General features: G+C 63.2%; 17 protein-coding genes. 10 read left to right on the top strand and 7 right to left on the bottom strand.

Going from position 1 to position 20,772, the window contains the following annotated elements; genetic code table 11:
• Nucleotides 1-52: 52 nt before the first annotated feature.
• Entirely contained in the window at nt 53-1,840 is a 1,788-nt protein-coding gene (locus OO306_RS06320) for a thiamine pyrophosphate-requiring protein (protein ID WP_265968093.1), read from the bottom strand.
• A gap of 157 nt (nt 1,841-1,997) precedes the next feature.
• Here OO306_RS06320 and OO306_RS06325 point away from each other — a divergent pair, with 157 nt between their 5' ends.
• Nucleotides 1,998-2,513: a cupin domain-containing protein gene (locus OO306_RS06325; RefSeq protein ID WP_265968094.1), complete on the top strand. Its 516-nt coding sequence runs from the start codon at nt 1,998-2,000 to the stop codon at nt 2,511-2,513.
• A gap of 470 nt (nt 2,514-2,983) precedes the next feature.
• On the opposite strand, the gene OO306_RS06330 is transcribed toward OO306_RS06325, so the two are convergent.
• Nucleotides 2,984-3,814, bottom strand: a complete 831-nt coding sequence (locus OO306_RS06330; protein WP_265968095.1) for a helix-turn-helix transcriptional regulator — start codon at nt 3,812-3,814, stop codon at nt 2,984-2,986.
• A 98-nt stretch (nt 3,815-3,912) separates the two neighbouring features.
• Here OO306_RS06330 and OO306_RS06335 point away from each other — a divergent pair, with 98 nt between their 5' ends.
• Nucleotides 3,913-5,373 (top strand): MFS transporter, encoded by a 1,461-nt coding sequence (locus OO306_RS06335; protein ID WP_265968096.1) that lies wholly within the window; start codon nt 3,913-3,915, stop codon nt 5,371-5,373.
• Nucleotides 5,374-5,531: 158 nt separating this feature from the next.
• On the opposite strand, the gene OO306_RS06340 is transcribed toward OO306_RS06335, so the two are convergent.
• From OO306_RS06340 to OO306_RS06345, 3 genes are all read right to left on the bottom strand, one after another.
• Nucleotides 5,532-5,849, bottom strand: coding sequence for a type II toxin-antitoxin system PrlF family antitoxin (locus OO306_RS06340; RefSeq protein WP_265968098.1), 318 nt, complete (start codon nt 5,847-5,849; stop codon nt 5,532-5,534).
• A 154-nt stretch (nt 5,850-6,003) separates the two neighbouring features.
• Nucleotides 6,004-6,162, bottom strand: a complete 159-nt coding sequence (locus tag OO306_RS28415; RefSeq protein ID WP_369124824.1) for a Wadjet anti-phage system protein JetD domain-containing protein — start codon at nt 6,160-6,162, stop codon at nt 6,004-6,006.
• A 44-nt stretch (nt 6,163-6,206) separates the two neighbouring features.
• On the bottom strand, nt 6,207-7,121 hold the full coding sequence (locus OO306_RS06345) for a LysR family transcriptional regulator (protein WP_027594743.1): 915 nt from the start codon (nt 7,119-7,121) through the stop codon (nt 6,207-6,209).
• A 204-nt stretch (nt 7,122-7,325) separates the two neighbouring features.
• On the opposite strand from OO306_RS06345, the gene OO306_RS06350 reads away from it, so the two are divergent.
• From OO306_RS06350 to OO306_RS06360, 3 genes are all read left to right on the top strand, one after another.
• Nucleotides 7,326-8,351, top strand: a complete 1,026-nt coding sequence (locus tag OO306_RS06350; protein WP_027594744.1) for a zinc-dependent alcohol dehydrogenase family protein — start codon at nt 7,326-7,328, stop codon at nt 8,349-8,351.
• A 515-nt stretch (nt 8,352-8,866) separates the two neighbouring features.
• Nucleotides 8,867-10,249 (top strand): hypothetical protein, encoded by a 1,383-nt coding sequence (locus OO306_RS06355; RefSeq protein WP_265968099.1) that lies wholly within the window; start codon nt 8,867-8,869, stop codon nt 10,247-10,249.
• Nucleotides 10,249-11,622, top strand: a complete 1,374-nt coding sequence (locus OO306_RS06360) for a GntR family transcriptional regulator (protein WP_265968101.1) — start codon at nt 10,249-10,251, stop codon at nt 11,620-11,622. Before OO306_RS06355 ends, OO306_RS06360 begins: the two co-directional genes overlap by 1 nt.
• A 7-nt stretch (nt 11,623-11,629) precedes the next feature.
• Here OO306_RS06360 and OO306_RS06365 read toward each other — a convergent pair whose 3' ends face one another.
• Entirely contained in the window at nt 11,630-12,931 is a 1,302-nt protein-coding gene (locus OO306_RS06365; protein WP_265968102.1) for an MFS transporter, read from the bottom strand.
• Between the two features lie 67 nt (nt 12,932-12,998).
• Nucleotides 12,999-14,312: an L-fuconate dehydratase gene (locus OO306_RS06370; protein WP_265968103.1), complete on the bottom strand. Its 1,314-nt coding sequence runs from the start codon at nt 14,310-14,312 to the stop codon at nt 12,999-13,001.
• A 101-nt stretch (nt 14,313-14,413) separates the two neighbouring features.
• Between OO306_RS06370 and OO306_RS06375 the strand changes: the two genes are divergently transcribed.
• From OO306_RS06375 to OO306_RS06395, 5 genes are all read left to right on the top strand, one after another.
• Nucleotides 14,414-15,361, top strand: coding sequence for a LysR family transcriptional regulator (locus OO306_RS06375; protein ID WP_099429552.1), 948 nt, complete (start codon nt 14,414-14,416; stop codon nt 15,359-15,361).
• Nucleotides 15,362-15,395: 34 nt separating this feature from the next.
• Nucleotides 15,396-16,361: a LysR family transcriptional regulator gene (locus OO306_RS06380; RefSeq protein ID WP_265968104.1), complete on the top strand. Its 966-nt coding sequence runs from the start codon at nt 15,396-15,398 to the stop codon at nt 16,359-16,361.
• 164 nt (nt 16,362-16,525) lie between these two features.
• Complete coding sequence (locus tag OO306_RS06385) at nt 16,526-18,067, top strand: UxaA family hydrolase (protein WP_265968105.1); 1,542 nt, start codon at nt 16,526-16,528, stop codon at nt 18,065-18,067.
• Between the two features lie 35 nt (nt 18,068-18,102).
• The gene (locus tag OO306_RS06390; protein WP_265968106.1) at nt 18,103-19,683 is read left to right on the top strand and encodes an aldehyde dehydrogenase (NADP(+)); all 1,581 of its coding nucleotides are present in this window, start codon (nt 18,103-18,105) and stop codon (nt 19,681-19,683) included.
• A gap of 16 nt (nt 19,684-19,699) precedes the next feature.
• The gene (locus tag OO306_RS06395; RefSeq protein WP_265968107.1) at nt 19,700-20,770 is read left to right on the top strand and encodes an Ldh family oxidoreductase; all 1,071 of its coding nucleotides are present in this window, start codon (nt 19,700-19,702) and stop codon (nt 20,768-20,770) included.
• The last annotated feature ends 2 nt before the right edge of the window (nt 20,771-20,772 follow it).

Here is a 20,772-nt window from a genome sequence, read left to right on the forward strand (position 1 = left end):
TGTGCGACCGGGCCGGCTGAGCAAACGTTCAGCCGGTTAGCCGACGTGCCCATCACTTTTTGCCTGGTAGCACCGAGCCGAGCACCTGCTTGGCTGTCTGGACGATGATGCCCGCCTGGTCGGGGTCGCCCTTGAGCAAGGTACTGGCAAACTTTTTCGCTTGCTCCAGCTTGATGTGCGGTGGCAGGGGCGGCACGTTCGGGTCGGTCTTGAACTCGATCAGTACCGGCCGATCCGCAGCCAACGCGCGCTCCCACGCAGCGGCAACATCCTCTTCGCGGTCTACGTAGATACCTTGCAGACCAATGGAAATGGCGAACAAATGGTAGGGCACGTCAGGGATCGACTGCGACGCTTCGAACTTGGGGTCGCCCTCCATGACCCGTTGCTCCCACGTCACCTGATTGAGGTCCTCATTGTTGAACACAGCACAGATCCATTGTGGGTTGTCCCACTGTTGCCAGTACTTGGCCACGGTGATCAGCTCGGCGAGGTTGTTCATCTGCATCGCCCCATCGCCCACCAGGGCAACCACAGCCCGTTGCGGGTGGGCGAACTTGGCTGCAATCGCGTAGGGCACAGCTGCGCCCATGCAAGCCAGGCCCCCGGACAGCGAACACTGCATCCCCTGGCGAATCTGCAGGTCGCGGGCAAACCAGTTGGCACAGGAGCCGGAATCGCTGGTGATGATGGCGTGGTCGGGCAGGCGAGGGGACAGCTCATGCACTACACGTTGCGGGTTGATCGGGTCAGCCTTGACCAGGGCGCGCTTGGCCACGGTCTTGTCCCACTCCGCACGCCAGGTCTGGACCTTGTCGCGCCACCGCCGTTCGGTCTTGTATTCAAGTAACGGCAACAGTGCGCGCAGTGTTTCGCTGGCATCGCCGACCAGGTTGACCTCCATCGGGTAGCGCAGGCTGAGCATGTCGGGTTGCAGGTCGATCTGCACGCCTCGTGCCTGGCCTTCCTTGGGCAGAAACTCGGAGTAGGGGAAGCCGGAGCCGATCATTAGCAGGGTGTCGCATTCGCTCATCAGCTGATAACTGGGTTCGGTGCCGAGCAGGCCGATCGACCCGGTGACCCACGGCAGATCATCCGGTAGCACAGCCTTGCCCAGCAGCGCTTTGGCCACGCCAGCGCCGAGCTGTTCGGCGACCGCCATTACCTGCTCAGTCGCCTGCAGGGCGCCGGCACCCACCAGTATCGCCACTTTGCGCCCGGCGTTGAGTACAGCGGCGGCGCGCTGCAGGTCTTCGTCGAACGGCAACACCCTCGGCTTGCTGTAGCCGATGCCTGAATGCACCGTACCGTGAGCCCTCGTGGGTTCGTTGTAGGGCAGGTCCTGCAAGTCGTTGGGCAGAATAACAGCGGTGACCCGGCGTTCGCCGACGGCCGTACGCACCGCACGGTCGAGCAGGTGGCGCACCTGTTCTGGCGTGGAAGCCTGCTGGACGAACGCACCGGCGACATCCTTGAACATCGACAGCAGGTCCAACTCCTGCTGGTAGTGGCCGCCCAGTGCTGCACGGGCCTGTTGACCGACGATGGCCAGCACTGGCTGATGGTCCATGCGTGCATCGTACAGCCCGGTCAGCAAGTGCGAGGCGCCCGGGCCGGAGGTCGCGATGCAAACACCAAGCTCGCCAGTGAACTTGGCATGGGCGCTGGCCATGAAGGCGGCCATTTCCTCATGGCGGGCCTGGATGAATTCAATCTTGCCGTTGGCCCGGCTCAGCGCGCCGAACACGCCATTGATGCCGTCGCCGGGGTAACCGAAGATGCGCCGCACGCCCCATTGATACAAACGCTCCACCAGAAAATCGCCTACCGTGCCGGTCATTACCTGCTCCCGTTTAGTGATCGATAGGGGTCTGGACTTGGCAGGTGTCGGGAAAGTTTCAACGGTATCCGCACCCGTCTGCCGGCTGGAACTTGGCAACAGCGGGCGGGTTCGAAGGTGAACCCAACAACCGATCAGGATGCGCATCGTGACGCTCATGAACACAGCAGATGCCGCCGTGCAGGCGTTGTATTTCGAGGACGACGGCGCTACGCCGAACAGCCGTTTTCCCGTGCTGTTCTATCGGCTGAAGCTTGATCCGTCGTTGGATAATGCCCGTGCCTTCGAAGCACTGTTTGCGGCTCACCAATGGACCCCGCTGTGGCGCGACGGGATCTTCGATTATGACCACTTTCACCCTAACGCTCATGAGGCGCTGGGGATTGCTTGCGGGCAGGCCCGATTGACGCTTGGCGGAGCATCTGGGCAAAGCGTCAGCGTAAAACGCGGCGATGTGCTGGTGCTGCCGGCAGGCACGGGTCATTGCTGCATCGAATGCAGCGATGACTTTCTGGTGGTCGGCGCCTACCCACACGGGCAGGAAGACTACGACATCCAGCGGCCCGACAGCGCCGCCCACCCGCGCGCGCTGGCGCGCATCGCCAAGGTGCCGCTCCCTGAGCAAGACCCGGTCAGTGGCATCCGCGGTGCATTGATGACGCATTGGCGTTAAGTGCGCGGCTAACGGGGCTTGCGCTGAAACGATCTCAGGGCCGCCAAATAGGCGATGAACGAGTAACCCATCGCCATCGGCTATTTCAGTTAACTGCCGGAACCTGAGCCTGATCCGCTACCGGCCGAGCCGCGGCTTCCACTGCCCGAGCCTGTACCGCTATCACCAGAGCCATTACTGCCGGTTCCCGAGCTACTGTTGGTACCGTCACCTCCGGTGTTGTCCGTCCCATTGTCATCAGTACCGCCATCACCGGTACCCATGCTATCGCCTGGTGTTCCTGAGCCCGTCGCATCGCCTTGGCCGTTCATGTGCCCATTGTCGTGAGATTGTGTGCCCGGGGCGCGCTGATCGTTAAGGTCTGTGGCAGCCAAGGCAAGGGGGGCACCCAGGCTCAGGCACAACGCGAGCAGTAATGTATGTGGTTTTGTTGGCTTCATGGCGGAGCGCCTTTTCTGGTTGTTCACCCTCTATTCGGCCTGCTGATAGCCAGAGGGTGCCTGCAGAGCGACGGAAGGCTCTGCTAACTTGGCATAGACCACCAGGCGTAGGTGGCGGTCTTCGTCGATGGTCAGCGAGGTGTGCTCGAACAGCTCGATCTTGCCGTCAATCGTCAGCTTGCGCATGCCTGCAGAGGGGGCGTGAACATCGTGCCGGCGCCACCAAACTTTGAACTCCGGTGAAACGCGCTCCAGTTCTGACACCAGTTCATGTATGTCCGCATCTTGCGGGGCGCGGGCGAAGTCGCGGCGGAAACCCGACAACATCTGCGGCGCCTGTTCATCCCAGTCATACAATTGCTCTCGCAGAACAGAGTCGGTAAACAGCAGCCACAGTAAATTGCGACGCTCGGGTGTGTGCGAGCCAAAGTTAAACAGCTGGTTAGCAAGCGCATTGAAGCCCAGTACATCCCAGCGCAGGTTGAGTACAAAGGCGGGGTGCGGCAAGTCGTGCATCAGGCGCCGTACCAGTGGGGGTAGCACGCACCATGTTTTGCCGGGTTCGGCAGGTGGCCGTTCGTGAGCCAACAGGAACAAGTGGCGTCGTTCTGCGGCATCCAGCTTCAGCACCCGCGCCAAGTTGTCCAGAAAAGCAGCCGAAACCCCTATGTCACGGCCCTGTTCCAGCCACGTGTACCAGGTCAATCCGACACCTGCGAGTGCGGCAACTTCTTCACGTCGCAGCCCAGGCGTGCGGCGGCGACCACCACTGGGTAGGCCCACATCGACAGGCGATAGCCGCTGGCGGTGCGCCAGGAGGAATGCCGCCAGATCGACGCGTGTTCGTGCCAAGGTTCGCATCGCTTATCTCGTTACTTTGAGTAATAGCATAAAGGGTTAAATTGTAATCGCTTAACGGTGGTTCGAGAATGCTGACGTCTCTTCTCAGGATGCGCAAGATGAACTCGAACTCCCACCCTTCGGTACTGCCTGTGCGCACTGTTGACGGCCCGCCCTGGCTCGGTTTGTCGGTGCTGCTATTGGCCGGTTTCGTGACGATTTTCGATCTGTTTGTGGTCAATGTGGCCATCCCCAGCCTGCAAGCAGGGTTGGCGGCCAGCTTCGCACAGGTTGGCTTCATCGTGGCCGGCTATGAACTTGCGTTTGGCGTCTTGCTGATTACCGGCGGCCGTCTGGGCGACCTGTTCGGGCGCCGCCGCCTCTTCGTGATCGGCATGGCCGGGTTCACCTTCGCCTCCCTGCTGTGCGGGCTGGCCCCCACTGCCGGCTTCCTGATTGCTGCGCGGGTATTACAGGGGCTGGCGGCGGCGTTGCTGTTCCCGCAGGTCTATGCCTCTATCCGTGTCAATTTCAATGACGGCGACAGCCGTCGTGCTTTTGGTCTACTGGGAATGACCCTGGGGCTGGCCGCCATCGCAGGCCAAGTGCTGGGTGGCGGGTTGATTCATGCCGACCTGTTCGGCCTGGGGTGGCGTAGCATCTTCCTCATCAACGTGCCTATCGGCCTGTTGGCCATCGCGGCGGCACGTTATATCCCTGAGTCGCGCGCACCACAGCGACCAGCCTTGGACTGGACGGGCGTAGGGCTGGTCAGCACCGGCCTGGTGCTGCTGCTGGTGCCGTTGATCGAAGGACCGGCGCTAGGCTGGCCAGCCTGGAGTCTAGGGTCGTTGGGCCTGGCGGGAGTACTGCTGGTACTTTTCCATAGGCAGCAGGAGCAGCGAAGAGCAGACGGCGGCTTGCCACTGGTGGATATGCGCTTGCTGGCCCAGCGTCACTTCGCGTTGGGCGCATTGCTGGTGTTTTTGGTGTATTCCACGTCCAGTTCGTTCTTCTTGTGCTTCACCTTGTTGGTGCAGACCGGGCTGGGGCTTGATCCTTTGACTGCGGGTAGCATTTTCGCACCCTGCAGCGTGGGGTTCGTGCTGGCGTCGCTCGTCGCGCCCAAGCTGGTGGCGAGATGGGGGGCGAGCGCCATCGTTGTAGGTGCGATGGTGTATGCCGTTTCGATCGGGCTATTGATTGCGCAGGTTTGGATGGCTGGCGCGGCCCTGAGGCCCACGGGGTTGATCCCCGTACTGATGGTGGTCGGCGCCGGTCAGGGTTTGATCATGACGCCACTGCTGAACCTGGTATTGGGTTTTGTCGATGAAGCCCAGGCCGGTATGGCGTCGGGAGTGATCTCGACTGTTCAGCAGGTGGGGGCGGCTCTGGGAGTAGGGGTAGTGGGCATCCTGTTCAACAAGGCGCTGGTCGCGGGTGATGGCGGGGTCGTGCAGGCAGATCACTACGTGGCGGCTTTCGTCACGGGCATGCTCTACAACTTGGGGGCAGCGCTGCTGGTTGGTCTTTTGTTGCTGAGGTTGGCGAAGGCACAGCAGCCGGCGGTAGGCAGTTGAGAGAAAGCGTGCGATGGCACGTGAACTGATTGTGCTAGCGCCCATTTGAGCGTTAGGCGGCGTGGTTAAGGGCGCAGCTTACGCATTGGATTCGTGTCAGTCGCTATGCGCTGCCCAGCGTATTGCCTTGAACAGCAGCGTCCAGCCATGCTGCTGTGTTAAAACGCGACCTCACCGTTAATCTCTTCGTCTAGGTTCACAGGGTGGCGTGCGTTGGCGAGCATGGCCTGTGCCAGGTCGTCCGGTAGCGCGGTGATGTTGCGTCCGTTGCAGATGTCAGCCCCCAACAGGGTTAGGAATGCGCCGATGGCAGGGTCTTCGTGATCGGCCTCCACCCGGCTGACTACGACTTCGTTCCCACGGACGTCGAACGCGACTTTGGTGCCGGTATTCAGGCCCAGCAGTTGGCGGACGGTTTTGGGTAGGGTGGCCTGGCCCTTGGAGGTGAGGGTGGCGGTTACGCGGATGGCAGGCATGAGTGTTCTCCTGGGCGTGTGGAAGAGGTCGTAAGGAATAATCCTTACGCTATCAATCTCGGTTTTCTGCAGAGATCGTGCAGGCCGAATGGAAGGCTGCTCATGTCGCAGGTCATCCGGGTCGGTATCCGTTTCGAGGCCGGCTTTCTCATGTTCACGGGGACGTGGTCAGGGGCCATGGCATGAACGCATGACCGACGATTGCTGATGCCTTGGCCAGAACAGAGGCGATGCGAAAGCCGCCTTCGTCGACATCCCCCCAGTGATGAACGGGCGTTCCTGCGACAATGCTCGACAACAATCGCTGATACATGGCTCGCCACGCTGGAGGCGGCTTTTCAATGCCTCTAAATCGCCTTAAAGGCTGTCAGGATCCCCGAAAAACATCTGTATCCGCGACCGCAACCAGCGCTCCGCCGGATCATTATCCTGCGCCCCCCGCCACGCCATGTGCAGCTCGAAACTGCGCACCTCGATCGGCAGGTCCTCAGCACGCAACCCCCCGGCAGCCGTCAACGCATCCGCCGTGTAATCCGGCACCGTGGCAACAATGTCGGTACCGGCCAGCAAACTCCCCAGCCCATTGAACTGCGGTACCGCGAGCACCACATGGCGCTTGCGGCCTATCTCGTCCAGGGCTTCGTCGATGAAACCGGACAGGTCACCGGCAAACGACACCAGGGCGTGTGGCCGGGCGCAGAAGTCGTCCAGGGTGATGCTGCCGGGCACACTGTCGGCGCGCAGCAGTTTCGGCTTGCTGCGGCGCAGCACCTTGCGCTTGGCATTGGCTGGCAGGTCGCTGGTGTAGCTAACGCCCACCGAGATTTCCCCTGAGGCGAGTAGCGTTGGCATCAGCAGGTAGTTGACCCGGCGTACCACCAGCACGATACCCGGTGCTTCGGCACGGATGCGTTTGAGCAGTTGCGGCAGCAAGGCGAATTCGGCGTCGTCCGACAGGCCGATGCGGAACACAGCATTACTGGTAGCGGGGTCGAACTCGGCCGCGCGGCTGACGGCGGTAGAGATCGAGTCCAGCGCCGGGGAGAGCAGGGCGAAGATTTCATGCGCCCGCGCCGAGGGCTCCATGCTGCGGCCGGTGCGCACGAACAGGGGGTCGTCGAACAGGTTGCGCAGGCGCGACAGGGCCGCGCTGATGGCCGGCTGGCCGAGGAACAGTTTCTCGGCAGCACGGGTCACGCTACGCTCGTGCATCAGCGTTTCGAACACGATCAGCAGGTTGAGGTCTACACGACGCAGGTCGTTTCGATTCATCGGTGCGCTTCGCCTAAAGTGGGGCAGGGGTGAATCTTAAGGCCAAAGGCTGTTACCCTGCACCGATTTCCGGGGGCCAATTCAGATGAATGTCAGGTGCCCAATCGATGACAAGCATGTCGACTATTAATGACCACTGATGGTCTAACGGCCAAAGCCCGGATAAAGTCCGTGGTAATAGAGGTTCACAAGGCGAGGTATGCGATGTCCCGCATGATCCGTTTCCACAAGTTCGGTGCAGCCGATGTGCTCCGTTGCGAAGAGCAGGCCGAACCGTCGCCTGCCGCCGACGAGGTGCAGGTCCGCGTCGAGGCGATCGGCGTCAGCTGGTATGACGTGCTCTGGCGTCAGAACCTGGCACCGTCCCAAGCCCGCCTGCCGGCGGGGATCGGCCATGAGATGGCGGGTGTGGTGACAGCTGTTGGTGAAGGGGTCGAGGATATTGCGGTGGGTGACCGGGTCGCCAGCTTCCCGGCCACCAGCGCCAATGATCACCCGGTCTATGGCGACGTGATCGTGCTGCCACGTACAGCGATCACCCGCTACCCGGCTATTCTCACGCCGATCGAGGCCAGCGTGCATTACACGCCGCTGCTGATTGCCTACTTCGCGTATGTCGACCTGGCCCGCGCCAAGGCAGGGCAAACCGCGTTGGTGACCGATGCCAGCCACTGCGCCGGGCCTGCGTTCGTGCAACTGGGCAAGGCGCTGGGGCTGAAGGTGTTTGCGGCCACCAAGGAGCCTGAACAGCGCGACTACCTGTTGGGCCTGGGGGCGGACAAGGTGATTGTCACCGAGGAGCAGGACCTGCTGCTGCAGGTTGGCAAATACACCGACGGGCGTGGCGTGGACATGGTCCTCGATGGCATGGGTGGGCCGCAGATGTCGCTGCTGGGCGATGTGCTCGCGCCCCGTGGCAGCCTGGTGCTGTACGGCCTGCAAGGCGGCAACCAGACACCGTTCCCGGCCTGTGCGGCGTTTCAGAAGAACATCCAGTTCTATGTGCACTGTATCGGCAACTTTACCGGCAAGCCGGAGCTGGGTATCAGCCAGGACCAGGTCGCGCTGCAGCGGGCGCTGCGGGATATCAACCAGTTCACCGCCGATCAGTTGCTGACCCCGCAGATCATCAAGGTGTATCCCTTCGATCAGGTGGTCGAGGCGCATCGGTACATGGATGAATGCCCGTGTGGCGGGCGGGTGGTACTGGATATGGCACAGCCTTCCTGAAGGGGCGTTGAAGACCACAAGAACCCGGGCAACGTCCCGGGTTTTTTGTGCGTTGGCGGGTGCAATGCCCAAGTGCTATATCCATAAAAAATCAGACGCATCCTACAATTAAAAAGTACGAAGACTACATATTTTAAGCCTTTGCTTTTTATTGTCGTAATATCTTGGAAGGAAATTCAAGTTGAATACTTGTGGTCCCCGGACCATTGTGTATTCCCGTGCTTGCTGAATGGTTTTTTTACGCTGATCTGTATCTTCTATTCGATATCCAACGCTCGATAATGGCCCAGTGATAGTTTGCGCAAGGAGCGTGGAATGAGCATGGCTATGCCCGAGTTAGGGCAGCGTATGGCAGCAGCCGGTCATCGGTGCGGCGCATTTTTTTCGATGGCTTGGCGACAGAGCAGGTCACGTCATTATTTCCCGTAGTTTGTAGGAAATTTCTTCAGGAAGGACGCATTGCACTGTTTGCAGTTGCCAGTGTGATGGATATATGAAGTTGATGAGGTGATTACGTGGGCGCTATACACGATCAGGCGATGCACTATATCTACCAGCAAGTGCTCGAGCGCTTGTTGAGCCATATGTCCCAGGCGCAACGTGCCTCCTTGCAGTTGCTGATTCAGCGATTGCTGGTGGCTGCCGGTGGGCCCGAATACATTGGCACGTTCCGTTTGCTGGTGTTGCAAGGGGCTGACCGGCGCAGTGCCCACCTGTTGGCCACCTTGCGTGCCGCCCAGTTGAGTATCGCCTTGCGTGCCCCTGTGACGTTTCAGTTGCGGGTACTGGTGGTCAACCTGCCTGCTGCCGGCAATACCGTGCTGGAAAACCATGAACGCAGCTTCAATGCCTTGTTCATGCAGGATGACCCGCGGGTGCAACTGCAGATGACCGAAGGCTGTGAAGTCGTGCCTTTCAGCCGGCGGCTGTCGGCTACGCCGGAGCGCTGGGCACTGGCGCGCAATGCCATGCTGATGTTCGGCCACGGGGTCGATGCCAGGCCCGAAGCCCTGCTGGGCAGCCGGCTGCACCTGGAGCTGGCGGGCGCAGTGGGCCTTGCGCTGCAGGCGCAGCCGCGGGCCGATGTGCTGATTACTGCCGTACCTGCACGCCAGCGCCGCCGCTACCTGGCCTGGGCGCGGCGGAGCCTGCGCCTTGCAGGGGAGCGTGGCCCCCACGTCGTGCACCAGTGCCTGTCGGCATTGGCCAACGGGCTGGGCAGGTTACATGGGGTTGCCGGCTCACCCCTGGAGCGCGTGGATGCTTCAAGCAGCATGGCGACCGAGGAGGCGCCCTTGCGCGTGATCGCCATCGACGACCTGCTGCCACACCTGCTTGAGGACCAGCAGTTCGATCACATGCTGGGCTGCTGCTTCGATGCGGCCCAGGACGCCTGGCCCTTGGCGGCCTTTGTCGATTCGCGGGCCGTGGCCCAGCTGCACGATTTGCGCGCGCGCAGCCTCGAGCCGCTGATCCATCGGCCGGCACTACGCTTGGCAAGCCCTAGCAGCGACGGCGGGCAGCGCGAGCCAACCTCCACGCACCTGGGCAAACCCTACGGCATCAGCCAGACCCAACTGGTGTGCCTGCTGTTCAGCCCTTTCGCCCGGCAGGGAAAAGGCCTTGAGCGTTTTTTAAGGTGCCGTCATCCCGACATGTTGGTGGCGTTGCCCTACCTGCACCGGGCCTTGCAGGGTAAGCCGTGCCCCGAGGCGGTGAAGGACTGGCTGGTGAACACCAGTGGCCTGGCGCTGGTACCGTTGCGGGCGATCTATGAGGGGGGCCTGCAACCGTCGTCGAGGCGCTTGATGGCCAACCTGGCTCGCCGCGATGTGCACCTGAAGTGGCTGCCGCGCCCGCCCGCTGCAGGAAGGCCCGCCTTTGAGGGCTTGCCCTGATGGGCCGATCGGTACCTGGCGATTACGCCTATCGGAAGGTGTACCGCTACCTTGAAGCGCTGATCGATGAGGCACAAGGCCGTGAGCCATGGCGCTTGCCGTCGTTACGCACGCTTTCGCGGCGCTTGCGCGTATCGCTGGCCACTGTGCAGAGCGCCTACAGCTTGCTGGAGGATGAGGGCCGTGTGCATTGCGTGCCGCGGTCGGGTTACTTCGTGCGCGCCCACGCTGGCGGCTCGCCGGTGCAAGCAGTGGCTGGGCCATGGCATGTGCCCGCTCACTCGATGCTAGAGCGGTCGCTGTTTACCCATGAGCGGCGCCTGGCACGTCAGCGTGCGCGTGGCACCGCCCCGGTGGAAGAGGTCGGCGGTGCTCGGCTGCGCAATGCGTTGGCCGAGCGCTATACCCGTTCCTCCAGCCATTACTGGCGTGCCGAGGAGGTGCACCTTGCCCCTGACGTGCAGGCATTGGTGGAGGTGCTGCTGGCAGCGTTGGCCTTGCGCGGCGCCACCGTGCTGGTGCAATCGCCGTGCTGCTGGCCGGTGCTGCGCGCCTTGCAGCGCTGTGGCATGCGCGTGCTGGAGGTACCGTTGAGTAACAGCGGCACGGCGGATGTGCAGGCGCTGGCACGGCTGCTCAGTGCCGAGCCGGTGGGCATGCTGATCATGCCATCGTGCCTCAGCCTGCCCCAGGGCAGGCTGATGTCGCAGCACGACCAGCAACAGATTGGCCAACTGCTTGGCGACCACCCGGTGTGGTTGCTGGAAAACGACCTGGACAGCGAACTGTGTTACAGCGGGCCACCGAATGCGCGCCTGCGCGACTGGGTCGACCCGCGCTGGCTGTTGGTGATGGGGTCGTTCGAGGCCGCAGTGGGGGGCGAAGCGCCTTACGCCTATGTGATGGGGCGTCATGCCGGCTTGGCCGAGGCGTTCGCCCAGCGTGCGTTTCAGCTGGCGCCGTTGCGGTTGCAGGCACTTGCTTATCTGCTTGGCAAAGGTGAAATCGAGACCCAGTTGGGGCGGCTGCGGGCAGAACTGCAACGGCGCATGGCGTGCTTTAGCCGGCAACTCAAGCTGGAACTGGGCGACCACGTGACGTTCGACATGCCCGAGGGCGGCTGGACCCTGTGGTTGCGCTCCCGCTGGCCGCTGCGACTGGATGACGTGGTAGCGGCGTTGTCAGGCACCCCCCTGCGTGTGGTCCCGGGCGGGCAGCACAGCGCGGAGGTGCGTCATCAGCAATACCTGGCACTGACCTGGGTGGGCGAGGATCCAAATGCGTTGCAGCAGGCCCTGGAAAAACTGGCTCAAGCGCTGGAACTGCGCTGCGGCCGGCCAATAGGGCAGGGCGGCTCGCAGCACTTGAAATGAGGGCGAGCTACTGCTCCTGCCCCTGACGCAAACGGGTGCTGATCAGTGCCGCCACCACCAGCATCGCAGCAATGATCCACAAGCCGTTGCGGGTACTGCCGGTGGCCTGTTCGATCAGGCCCATCACCGACGGCCCGACAAACCCGCCAAACAGGCCGCAGGTGGTGACGAACGCCAGGCCCGCCGCCAGTGCGCTACCGCTCAGGCGGCTGGACGGGAAGACGAAGATGATCGACTGCACCACGAACAGCATCAAGGCGGTCAACGAAAAGCCGATCAGCCCAATGAAGGAGTTGGACAGCGAAGCAAGCAGCAACCCGGCGGACATGGTCAGCAGACCAAAGAACAGTAGGGTACGGCAACGGCTGGGCGAGGTCGCCAGGCGCGGGAATGTGGCGGCGCCGATGGCGGCGGCGGTCCAGGGTACCGAGGTCAGCAACCCGACCTGGAAAGGCGACAGCGCGGCATAGGTGCCGATGATGCCTGGCAAGAAGAAGATCACGGTGTAGATGGTGATCTGGTGCACAAAATACACCGCAATCGCCAACCAGATCTGCTTGTCGCGAAACATTTGCCCCAGCTTGCTCTGTTGCGGCGCTGCAGCCCGTTCGGCACTCAGGCGACGCTCGATGTCCTGGGCATCGGCAGCGGACAGCCAAGGTGCCGACGCGGGGCCATCGGGCAGCTTCTTCCACACCACATAGGCCAGCGCCACCGCAGGCAGGCCTTCAAGCACGAACAGCCATTGCCAGCCGTGCCAGCCCAGCACGCCGTCCATTTCCAGCAGCGCGCCGCCCAGCGGCCCACTGAGGATGTTGGCCAGGCACACACCCAACAGGAAGTAGCCAGTGGCGCGCGCACGCTGTTCGCGGTCGAACCAGTACGTCAGGTACAGCATGACGCCGGGGAACAGGCCGGCCTCAGCCACCCCGAGCAGCAGGCGCATGATGTAGAACGAGGTTTCCCCCTGGACGAACGCCATGCCCGCTGACAGCAGGCCCCAGGTGATCATGATGCGGGTGATCCAAAAGCGTGCGCCCACCCGGTGCATGATCAGGTTGCTCGGCACTTCGGCCAGGGCATAGGTGAGGAAGAACAGCCCGGCACCCAGGCCGTAGGCCGCCGCCGACAGGCCCAGGTCGATGCCCATGCTGGCCTTGGCCAAGGCGATGTTGGTGCGGTCGAGGAAGCTCATCACGTAGACGACGATAAGCAGTGGCATCAATTTGCGCAGCAACAGGCCGTTAAGGCGCTGTTCGGTAGCGACGGCAGGCGCGGTGGCCGCTGTCGTGCCGGTGAGGATTGTCATTGTTTTTTTCCCCGTGATAAGTGCTGGTGGTGTGCCGCGCTTGCGGCGGCACACCCAGGTCGGTAGGTCAGGAACGGTTGATGTCGAGCCACACCGCGCCGTTGGGGTACTGGTAGCGCTCCAGGGTGTCAGCGTGCATTTCAATGCTGTAGCCCGGGCGCTGTGGCGGCATGTAGCGGCCGCGACGGATCACCACCGGGTCGAGGAAGTGTTCGTGCAGGTGGTCGACGTATTCCAGCACCCGGTTGTGCAGCGATGCCGAAACGGCGATGTAGTCGAACAAGGCGATGTTCTGCACATATTCGCACAGCCCGACCCCGCCGCCATGCGGGCAGACCGGCACATCGTACTTGGCCGCCATCAACAGCACGATCAGTACCTCGTTCAGGCCACCCAGCCGGGCCGCGTCCAGCTGGCAGAAGTCCAGTGCGCCCGCCTGGAACATCTGCTTGAACATCACCCGGTTGTGGCAGTGCTCGCCGGTGGCCACGCCGATGGGCGCGATGCGCTGGCGGATGGCTGCGTGGCCGAGGATGTCGTCGGGGCTGGTGGGTTCTTCGATCCACAGGGGCTCGAAGGCGGCCAGGCGGCGCATGTTGGCCACCGATTCATCGACGCTCCAGACCTGGTTGGCGTCCATCATCAGGGTGCGTTCCCAGCCGATTTCGTCCCGCAGGATGCTGGCGCGGCGAATGTCTTCTTCCAGGTCGGCGCCGATTTTCTGCTTGATGTGGGTCCAGCCGTCGGCGACCGCTTCGCGGGCCAAGTGGCGCATTTTTTCTTCGCTGTAGCCGAGCCAGCCGGGGGCGGTGGTGTAGCCGGGGTAGCCTTCGCGCAGCATTTGCGCTTCGCGCTGGGCCTTGCCTGGCACCTGGCGGCGGAGCAGGGCGATGGCTTCCTCGGGGGTCAGCACGTCGGTGACGTAGCTAAAGTCCAGGCAGCGCACCAGTTGCTCTGGGGTCATGTCGGCCAGCAGCTTCCACACCGGTTTGCCTTCGTGCTTGGCCCACAGGTCCCACACGGCGTTGATGATGGCGGCGGTGGCCAGGTGGATCACGCCTTTCTCGGGGCCAAGCCAGCGCAACTGGCTGTCACCCACCGTGAAACGGTGCCAGAACGCGCCCATGTCGGCGGTGATTTCTTCCAGGGTCAGGCCGACGATCATCGGTGCCAGCGATTGCACCGCCGCCGCGCAGATTTCGTTGCCGCGGCCGATGGTGAAGGTCAGGCCATGGCCTTCGAGGGCGTCGGCGTCGGTGTGCAGCACGACGTAGGCGGCCGAGTAGTCAGGGGCGCTGTTCATGGCGTCGGAGCCGTCCAGCGACAGCGAAGTCGGGAAGCGGATGTCACGGACGCTCAGGTGGGTAATGCGTATGCTCATGGCGGACTCTTGTTCTGGTCAGGCAGTGGGAGACTCGACTGTAGGTTGTCGAGCGATATAGGCATAATCGCCAATTCCTAAGTAGGGATATCGGAATTGATATGTCTCAAATGCCCGCAGACAGCCCAGCGCTGCCGCAAAACCTTGGCACATTGAAGATCTCCAGCCGCCAGATCACCTTGCTCAACGCCCTGGGCGAGTTCGGCAACCTGCGCCGTGCCGCCACTGCGATGCACACCACGCAACCGGCGGCCAGCCTGCTGCTGCAGCAACTGGAAGAACGCCTGGGCGTGCGCCTGTTCGAGCGCCTGCCGCGTGGCATGCAGCCAACGCTGTATGGCGAGGTGATGATTCGCTACGCGCAGAACGCGCTGCACGAGTTCGAACATGCCCAGGCACAGATCGCCGAACTGGCGCGCGGTGCCTTGGGCCTGGTGCGGGTGGGCAGTGTGATGGGGCCGGTGCCCGGTTTGCTGACCAAGGCGGTGCTGGCCTACAAGCGCGATCACCCTAAGGTGCGTATCTCGCTCGAAGTCGGCACCAGCGATACCTTGTTGCCGGCGCTGCTGCGCGGTGATTTCGACATGGTGGTCGGGCGCCTGCCCGACCAGAGCGACAGCCAGGACCTGAACATCGAACTGTTCGAGGGCGGTGAGCAGATGCGCGTCATCGCCCGCGCCGGCCACCCCTTGGCCGACGCCAAGGCGTTGCAGTTGGCCGACCTGGTGGCCCTGACCTGGATCCTGCACCCCATCGGCAGCCCCATGCGCCGCCGGGTCGAAAGTGCCTTGCAGGCGGGCGGCATGGTGCAGTCGCTGGACATTGTCGAAACCGCATCGATCCTGGCCACCACCGCGATGTTGGAGGCGTCCGAGATGATTGCGGTGGTGCCCAACGATGTGGCCGAGCATTATGCGCGCTACGGCATGGTCGCCATCCTGCCGGTAGAGCTGCCGATCTCGATGGCCAACCTGGGCTTGCTGACCTTACGCTCGCGCCCCAATTCCGTGGCCCTGGACAGGTTGCTGCAGTACCTGCGCACGCAATAGCCCTGCCTTTACACCTTTTCGAGGTTGCCCTCTGATGCCGTCGGACATTACCCACTCCAGCTTCTGCAACTGGGTCCGCTACAAGCACCTGGTGCTGATCGACACCCTGGCACGCACCCGCAACATGCACGCCACCGCTACGCGGATGAACCTCAGCCAGCCGGCGCTGAGCAAAATGCTGCGTGACCTGGAGGAGCAGTTTGGCTTCGCCTTGTTCGAGCGCCTGCCACGCAGCATGCCGCCCACCGAGCTTGGCGAGTATGTGGTGCGCTACGCCCAAGGGGTGCTGGGCGACTCGCAGCAGTTTGTCGACCAGGTCAACCGGCTGCGCAAGGGCGGGCACGGGTTCATCCGCGTGGGTGGCATTTTTGCGGCCACCCCCGTGGTGCTGCCTCAAGCCATTGCCGCCATCAAGGCACGCAGCCCGTTGCTCTCGATCGAAGTGGTCGAGCACTCCAGTGACCACCTGTTGGCCATGCTGGAGCAGAACAAACTCGACATCATGATCGGCCGCTTCACGGAAGAACGCTTCAGCCAGCTGTTCGATTATCAACCCCTCGAGCCCGAGCCTTTCAGCCTGGTGGTCAACAGCCGCCACCCGCTCAATGCACTGGCCAGCACCCCGGTGGAGGCACTGGGTGAGTGGCCCTGGGTGCTTTACCCCGTGGGCACGCCAATTCGCAATCGCCTGGAACAGGCCTTCAGGGTGGCTGGTATTGCCACACCGGCAGACAGCGTCGAGACCATCTCGATGCCGATGTTCCTGCAGTTGCTGCAATCGGGCCCGATGATCGCGATGCTGCCCAGGTCGATGGTCGCCGCACAGCTGAGCAGCGGCCAGTTCAAGGAACTGCAGAGCCCCTTGCACCTGCCCGCGCTGGAGTACGGCATCGTTACCCGCAAGGACGAGCCTCTCACCCCGTCGGCCCACGCGTTCGTCGAGATTCTGCTCGACTTCGCGCAGCAGCGACGTGTCGCGCAGGGCACAGTAAGCGATTGATAAAACACCACCGATAGACGGTATCGATAACCCTGGGTTATCGCTTGATCGGATCATCTCATTGGGAATGTTGCGCAAGGCTTCTTACAGTGGTCGCAGATTCGCCCGGTATCGAACGGGCGACGCCATAACAAGAAGTCAGCCGCACCGCCCTGAGAGGTCCCATGCAACTGATTGCCCGCTCTGGTGACCTTGCCGTCATCCGCCTCAACCCGCTGGACAACGTTCTCATCGCCCGCCAGGCCTTGCCTGAAGGTTTGCACCTCGACGCAGAAGGGATCATCGTGCGCCAGGCGATCCCCTCAGGCCATAAAGTCGCCACCCAGCGCGTGGAGCAGGGCCAGCCCCTGCGCCGCTATGGCCAGATCATCGGTTTTGCTTCACAGGCCATCGACGCCGGCGACCATGTTCACGTGCACAACGTGCAGATGGGTGATTTTGCCCGCGACTATGCCTTTGGCGTCGATGCCCGCAGCACGCCGGTCGCTGAGGCGGTGTTCCAGGGCATTGTGCGTGCCGATGGCCGGGTAGCCACCCGCAACTACATTGGCATTCTCACCTCGGTGAACTGTTCGGCGACCGTGGCCCGGGCCGTGGCCGACCATTTCCGCCGCGACATCCACCCCGAAGCGCTGGGCGACTACCCGAATATCGACGGTGTAGTGGCCTTGACCCACGGTGCCGGCTGCGCAGTGGACCCTTCCGGTGAAGCCTTGGGCCTGTTGCGTCGGACCTTGGCCGGCTATGCCATACACCCCAATTTCGCGGCCGTGCTGATCATCGGCCTGGGGTGTGAAACCAACCAGATCGAAAGCCTGCTGGAGACCCAAGGGCTTACCACCAGCACGCAACTGCGCGCCTTCACCATCCAAGGCATTGGCGGCACCTCGAAGACCATCGCCGCCGGTATCGAGCAGGTCAAGGCGCTATTGGCCCAAGCCAACCAGGTCGAACGCGAGCCGGTCAGCGCCCGCCACTTGATCGTTGGCCTGCAATGCGGTGGCTCCGATGGCTACTCGGGGATCACCGCCAACCCCGCGTTGGGCAATGCCGTCGACCGCCTGGTGGCGGCCGGTGGCACCGCGATTCTGTCTGAAACGCCCGAAATTTATGGCGCTGAACACCTGCTGACCCGTCGCGCCGTAAGCCGCGAAGTCGGCGAGAAGCTGGTGGCGCGCATCCACTGGTGGGAAGACTACTGCCAGCGCATGAACGCTGAACTGAACAACAACCCCTCGGCCGGCAACAAGGCGGGCGGCCTGACCACCATCCTCGAGAAGTCGCTGGGTGCGGTGGCCAAGGCCGGCTCCAGCAACTTGGTCGACGTCTACCAGTACGCCGAAGCGGTACGCGCCCATGGGCTGGTGTTCATGGACACGCCGGGCTACGACCCGGTCTCGGCCACCGGCCAGGTCGCGGGCGGCGCCAACCTGATTGCCTTCACCACTGGCCGCGGTTCGGCCTACGGCTGCGCCCCGGCGCCGTCGATCAAGCTGGCGACCAACAACCGGGTGTTCGAGCACCAGGAAGAGGACATGGACGTCAACTGCGGTGGCATCGCCGATGGCTCCACCAGCATCGAAGAGCGTGGCGCGTACATCTTCGAACAGATGCTGCGCATCGCCTCTGGCGCGCGCAGCAAAAGCGAACAGCACGGCTACGGGCAGAACGAGTTCGTGCCCTGGCAGATCGGCGCCGTGACCTGATCGACAGCCCACTTCCGAATTTGAGGCAACCTTTTATGCACGTTAGCGGATACAACTTCATTGCCGGCCAGCGCAGCGCGCTGGGCCAGACCCTGGTCTACAGCGTCGACGCCCACACCGGCGAGCGCCTGCCCGGCGGTTTCTATCAGGCCACCCTGGCCGAAGTCGACAACGCTGTGGGCGCGGCCTCGGCGGCTTTCCCGCTGTTTCGTAACCTGCCAGCGGTGCGCCGCGCCGAGTTCCTGGAGGCCATTGCCGACGAGCTCGACGCCCTCGGCGAAGACTTCATTGCCTTGACCTGCCAGGAAACGGCCCTGCCTACTGCCCGGATCCTGGGCGAGCGGGGGCGTACCAGCGGGCAGATGCGCCTGTTCGCCCAGGTGCTGCGCCGTGGCGACTTCTATGGCGCCCGCATCGACCAGGCCCTGCCTGCCCGCACGCCGTTGCCACGCCCAGACTTGCGCCAGTACCGCATCGGTGTGGGCCCGGTGGCGGTGTTCGGCGCCAGCAATTTCCCGCTGGCGTTCTCCACAGCGGGTGGCGATACCGCAGCAGCCCTGGCGGCCGGTTGCCCGGTCGTCTTCAAGGCCCACAGCGGCCACATGGCCACTGCCGAACGCGTAGCTGAAGCACTGGTTCGTGCTGCCGAACGCACGAACATGCCAGCCGGTGTGTTCAACATGATCTTCGGTGGCGGGGTTGGCGAGGCCCTGGTCAAGCACCCCGGCATCCAGGCCGTCGGGTTTACCGGGTCGCTCAAGGGTGGGCGTGCGCTGTGCGACATGGCGGCGGCACGGCCGCAGCCGATTCCGGTGTTCGCCGAAATGTCGAGCATCAACCCGGTGCTGGTGCTGCCCCAGGCCTTGGCCTCGCGCGGTGCGCAACTGGCCAAGGACCTCACCGCGTCGGTGGTGCAGGGCTGTGGCCAGTTTTGCACCAACCCGGGTTTGGTCCTGGGCATTCGCTCCCCAGCGTTCAGTGCCTTTGTCGAGCAGTTGGCCGGGCACATGGCAGAGCAAGCGCCGCAGACCATGCTCAACGCTGGCACCCTGGGCAGCTACGGCAAGGGCCTGCAGGCCTTGATTGCCCACCCTGGGGTCAAGCGGTTGAGCGGCCAGGCGCAACACGGTAACCAGGCCCAACCGCACTTGTTCGAGGCCGATGTCAGCCTGCTGCTGGAGCAGGACGAGTTGCTTCAGGAAGAAGTGTTCGGCCCGTGCACGGTGGTGGTGCAGGTTGCCGATGAAGCCGAGCTTATGCGCGCGGTGGCAGCCTTGCGCGGCCAACTGACCGCCACGCTGCTGGCGGACGATGCCGACCTGGCGGCCTACGGCTACTTGCTGGGTGCATTGGAAGTAAAAGTCGGTCGCGTGCTGCTCAATGGCTACCCCACCGGGGTCGAGGTGTGCGATGCCATGGTCCACGGCGGCCCATACCCGGCCACTTCGGACGCCCGCGGCACCTCGGTCGGCACCCTGGCCATCGACCGCTTCCTGCGCCCGGTGTGCTACCAGAACGTGCCTGACGCCTTGCTGCCTGCCGCCTTGCAGAACGCCAACCCGCTGGGCATCCAGCGCCTGGTGGACGGCAAGCCCAGCACCGCAGCCCTGAACTGACCGTGGAGTGACAGGCATGACGCAAACCAAACGGTATGACGTGCAGGCGCTAACCCGGTTCGTCGAGCAACTGTTTGAAAAAGCCGGTGCCGATGCCGAGGTCGCCCAGGTGGTGACCCAGGTATTGCTCGAAGGCGAACTGCTGGGCCATCGCACCCATGGCCTGAACCTGGTCAGCCGCTATATTGGCGGTATGCTCAGCGGGCAGGTGAAGGCGCAGGCTCAGGCGCTGGAGCAGGTGTCGGACAGCGGCATTTCCAGTCTTTTCGACGGCCATTACGTACTTGGCCCGTACTGTGTCAGCCGGGCCCTAGAGTGTGCGGCCAAAGGTGCCAGCGCACAGGGCATCGGCATTGCCGTGGTGCGCCGGGCTGCGCACATTGGCTGCCTGGCGGCTTACCTCAAGCCTTATACCGACCGTGGCCTGGTGGCCATGGTGTATTCCTCGGACCCGTCCGTGGGGCTGGTCTGTGCCCATGGTGGGGTCGACCCGGTGTTCACGCCCAACCCGATTGCCGCCGGCATACCGACCCAGGGTGAGCCGATCCTGCTGGACGTGAGCATGTCTACGGTGACCCTCGGCCTGGTCGGGCAGTGCCGTGATGCCGGCAGCCGGCTGCCGCACCCGGTGCTGATGAGCAACGATGGCCACCTGAGCGATGACCCGCGTGACTTCTTCACCACGCCCCAGGGCAGCATTCTGCCACTGGGGGGTCAGGCCTTTGGCCACAAGGGCTTTGCCCTGGCAATCCTGGTCGAGGCACTGACCTCGGCATTGGCCGGCCATGGCCGCAAGGACGCCCCGGACCAGTGGGGCGCGTCGGCCACCGCGGTGGTCATCGACCCGCGCTTCTTCGGCGGCTTGCAAGCGTTTACCGACGAAACCAGCTTCCTTGGCCGGTTGATCGTGGCCAGCCGACCGGTAGACCCCGAGCGCCCGGTGCGCCTGCCTGGGCAAGCTGGCCTGGCGTTGCGCCGGCAAGCCTTGGCTCAGGGCCTGAGCCTGTCCCAGCCAGTGCTCGACGACCTCGACCGGCTGGCCGAGCAGTTGCAGCTGGCGACCCGTTCGCAGGCGCTTTCCCAATGAAT

Source organism: Pseudomonas sp. DCB_AW (genome assembly GCF_026240895.1).
Lineage (GTDB): Bacteria > Pseudomonadota > Gammaproteobacteria > Pseudomonadales > Pseudomonadaceae > Aquipseudomonas > Aquipseudomonas kermanshahensis.

Excerpts from the sequence above, each read along its gene's own strand:
- OO306_RS06365 (WP_265968102.1), bottom strand. The coding sequence starts at position 12,931 with ATGACAATCCTCACCGGCACGACAGCGGCCACCGCGCCTGCCGTCGCT.
- OO306_RS06390 (WP_265968106.1), top strand. The coding sequence starts at position 18,103 with ATGCACGTTAGCGGATACAACTTCATTGCCGGCCAGCGCAGCGCGCTG.
- OO306_RS06360 (WP_265968101.1), top strand. The coding sequence starts at position 10,249 with ATGGGCCGATCGGTACCTGGCGATTACGCCTATCGGAAGGTGTACCGC.
- OO306_RS28415 (WP_369124824.1), bottom strand. The coding sequence starts at position 6,162 with ATGTATCAGCGATTGTTGTCGAGCATTGTCGCAGGAACGCCCGTTCAT.
- OO306_RS06320 (WP_265968093.1), bottom strand. The coding sequence starts at position 1,840 with ATGACCGGCACGGTAGGCGATTTTCTGGTGGAGCGTTTGTATCAATGG.
- OO306_RS06325 (WP_265968094.1), top strand. The coding sequence starts at position 1,998 with ATGAACACAGCAGATGCCGCCGTGCAGGCGTTGTATTTCGAGGACGAC.
- OO306_RS06385 (WP_265968105.1), top strand. The coding sequence starts at position 16,526 with ATGCAACTGATTGCCCGCTCTGGTGACCTTGCCGTCATCCGCCTCAAC.
- OO306_RS06380 (WP_265968104.1), top strand. The coding sequence starts at position 15,396 with ATGCCGTCGGACATTACCCACTCCAGCTTCTGCAACTGGGTCCGCTAC.
- OO306_RS06370 (WP_265968103.1), bottom strand. The coding sequence starts at position 14,312 with ATGAGCATACGCATTACCCACCTGAGCGTCCGTGACATCCGCTTCCCG.
- OO306_RS06345 (WP_027594743.1), bottom strand. The coding sequence starts at position 7,121 with ATGAATCGAAACGACCTGCGTCGTGTAGACCTCAACCTGCTGATCGTG.
- OO306_RS06375 (WP_099429552.1), top strand. The coding sequence starts at position 14,414 with ATGTCTCAAATGCCCGCAGACAGCCCAGCGCTGCCGCAAAACCTTGGC.
- OO306_RS06330 (WP_265968095.1), bottom strand. The coding sequence starts at position 3,814 with ATGCGAACCTTGGCACGAACACGCGTCGATCTGGCGGCATTCCTCCTG.
- OO306_RS06395 (WP_265968107.1), top strand. The coding sequence starts at position 19,700 with ATGACGCAAACCAAACGGTATGACGTGCAGGCGCTAACCCGGTTCGTC.
- OO306_RS06340 (WP_265968098.1), bottom strand. The coding sequence starts at position 5,849 with ATGCCTGCCATCCGCGTAACCGCCACCCTCACCTCCAAGGGCCAGGCC.
- OO306_RS06335 (WP_265968096.1), top strand. The coding sequence starts at position 3,913 with ATGAACTCGAACTCCCACCCTTCGGTACTGCCTGTGCGCACTGTTGAC.
- OO306_RS06350 (WP_027594744.1), top strand. The coding sequence starts at position 7,326 with ATGTCCCGCATGATCCGTTTCCACAAGTTCGGTGCAGCCGATGTGCTC.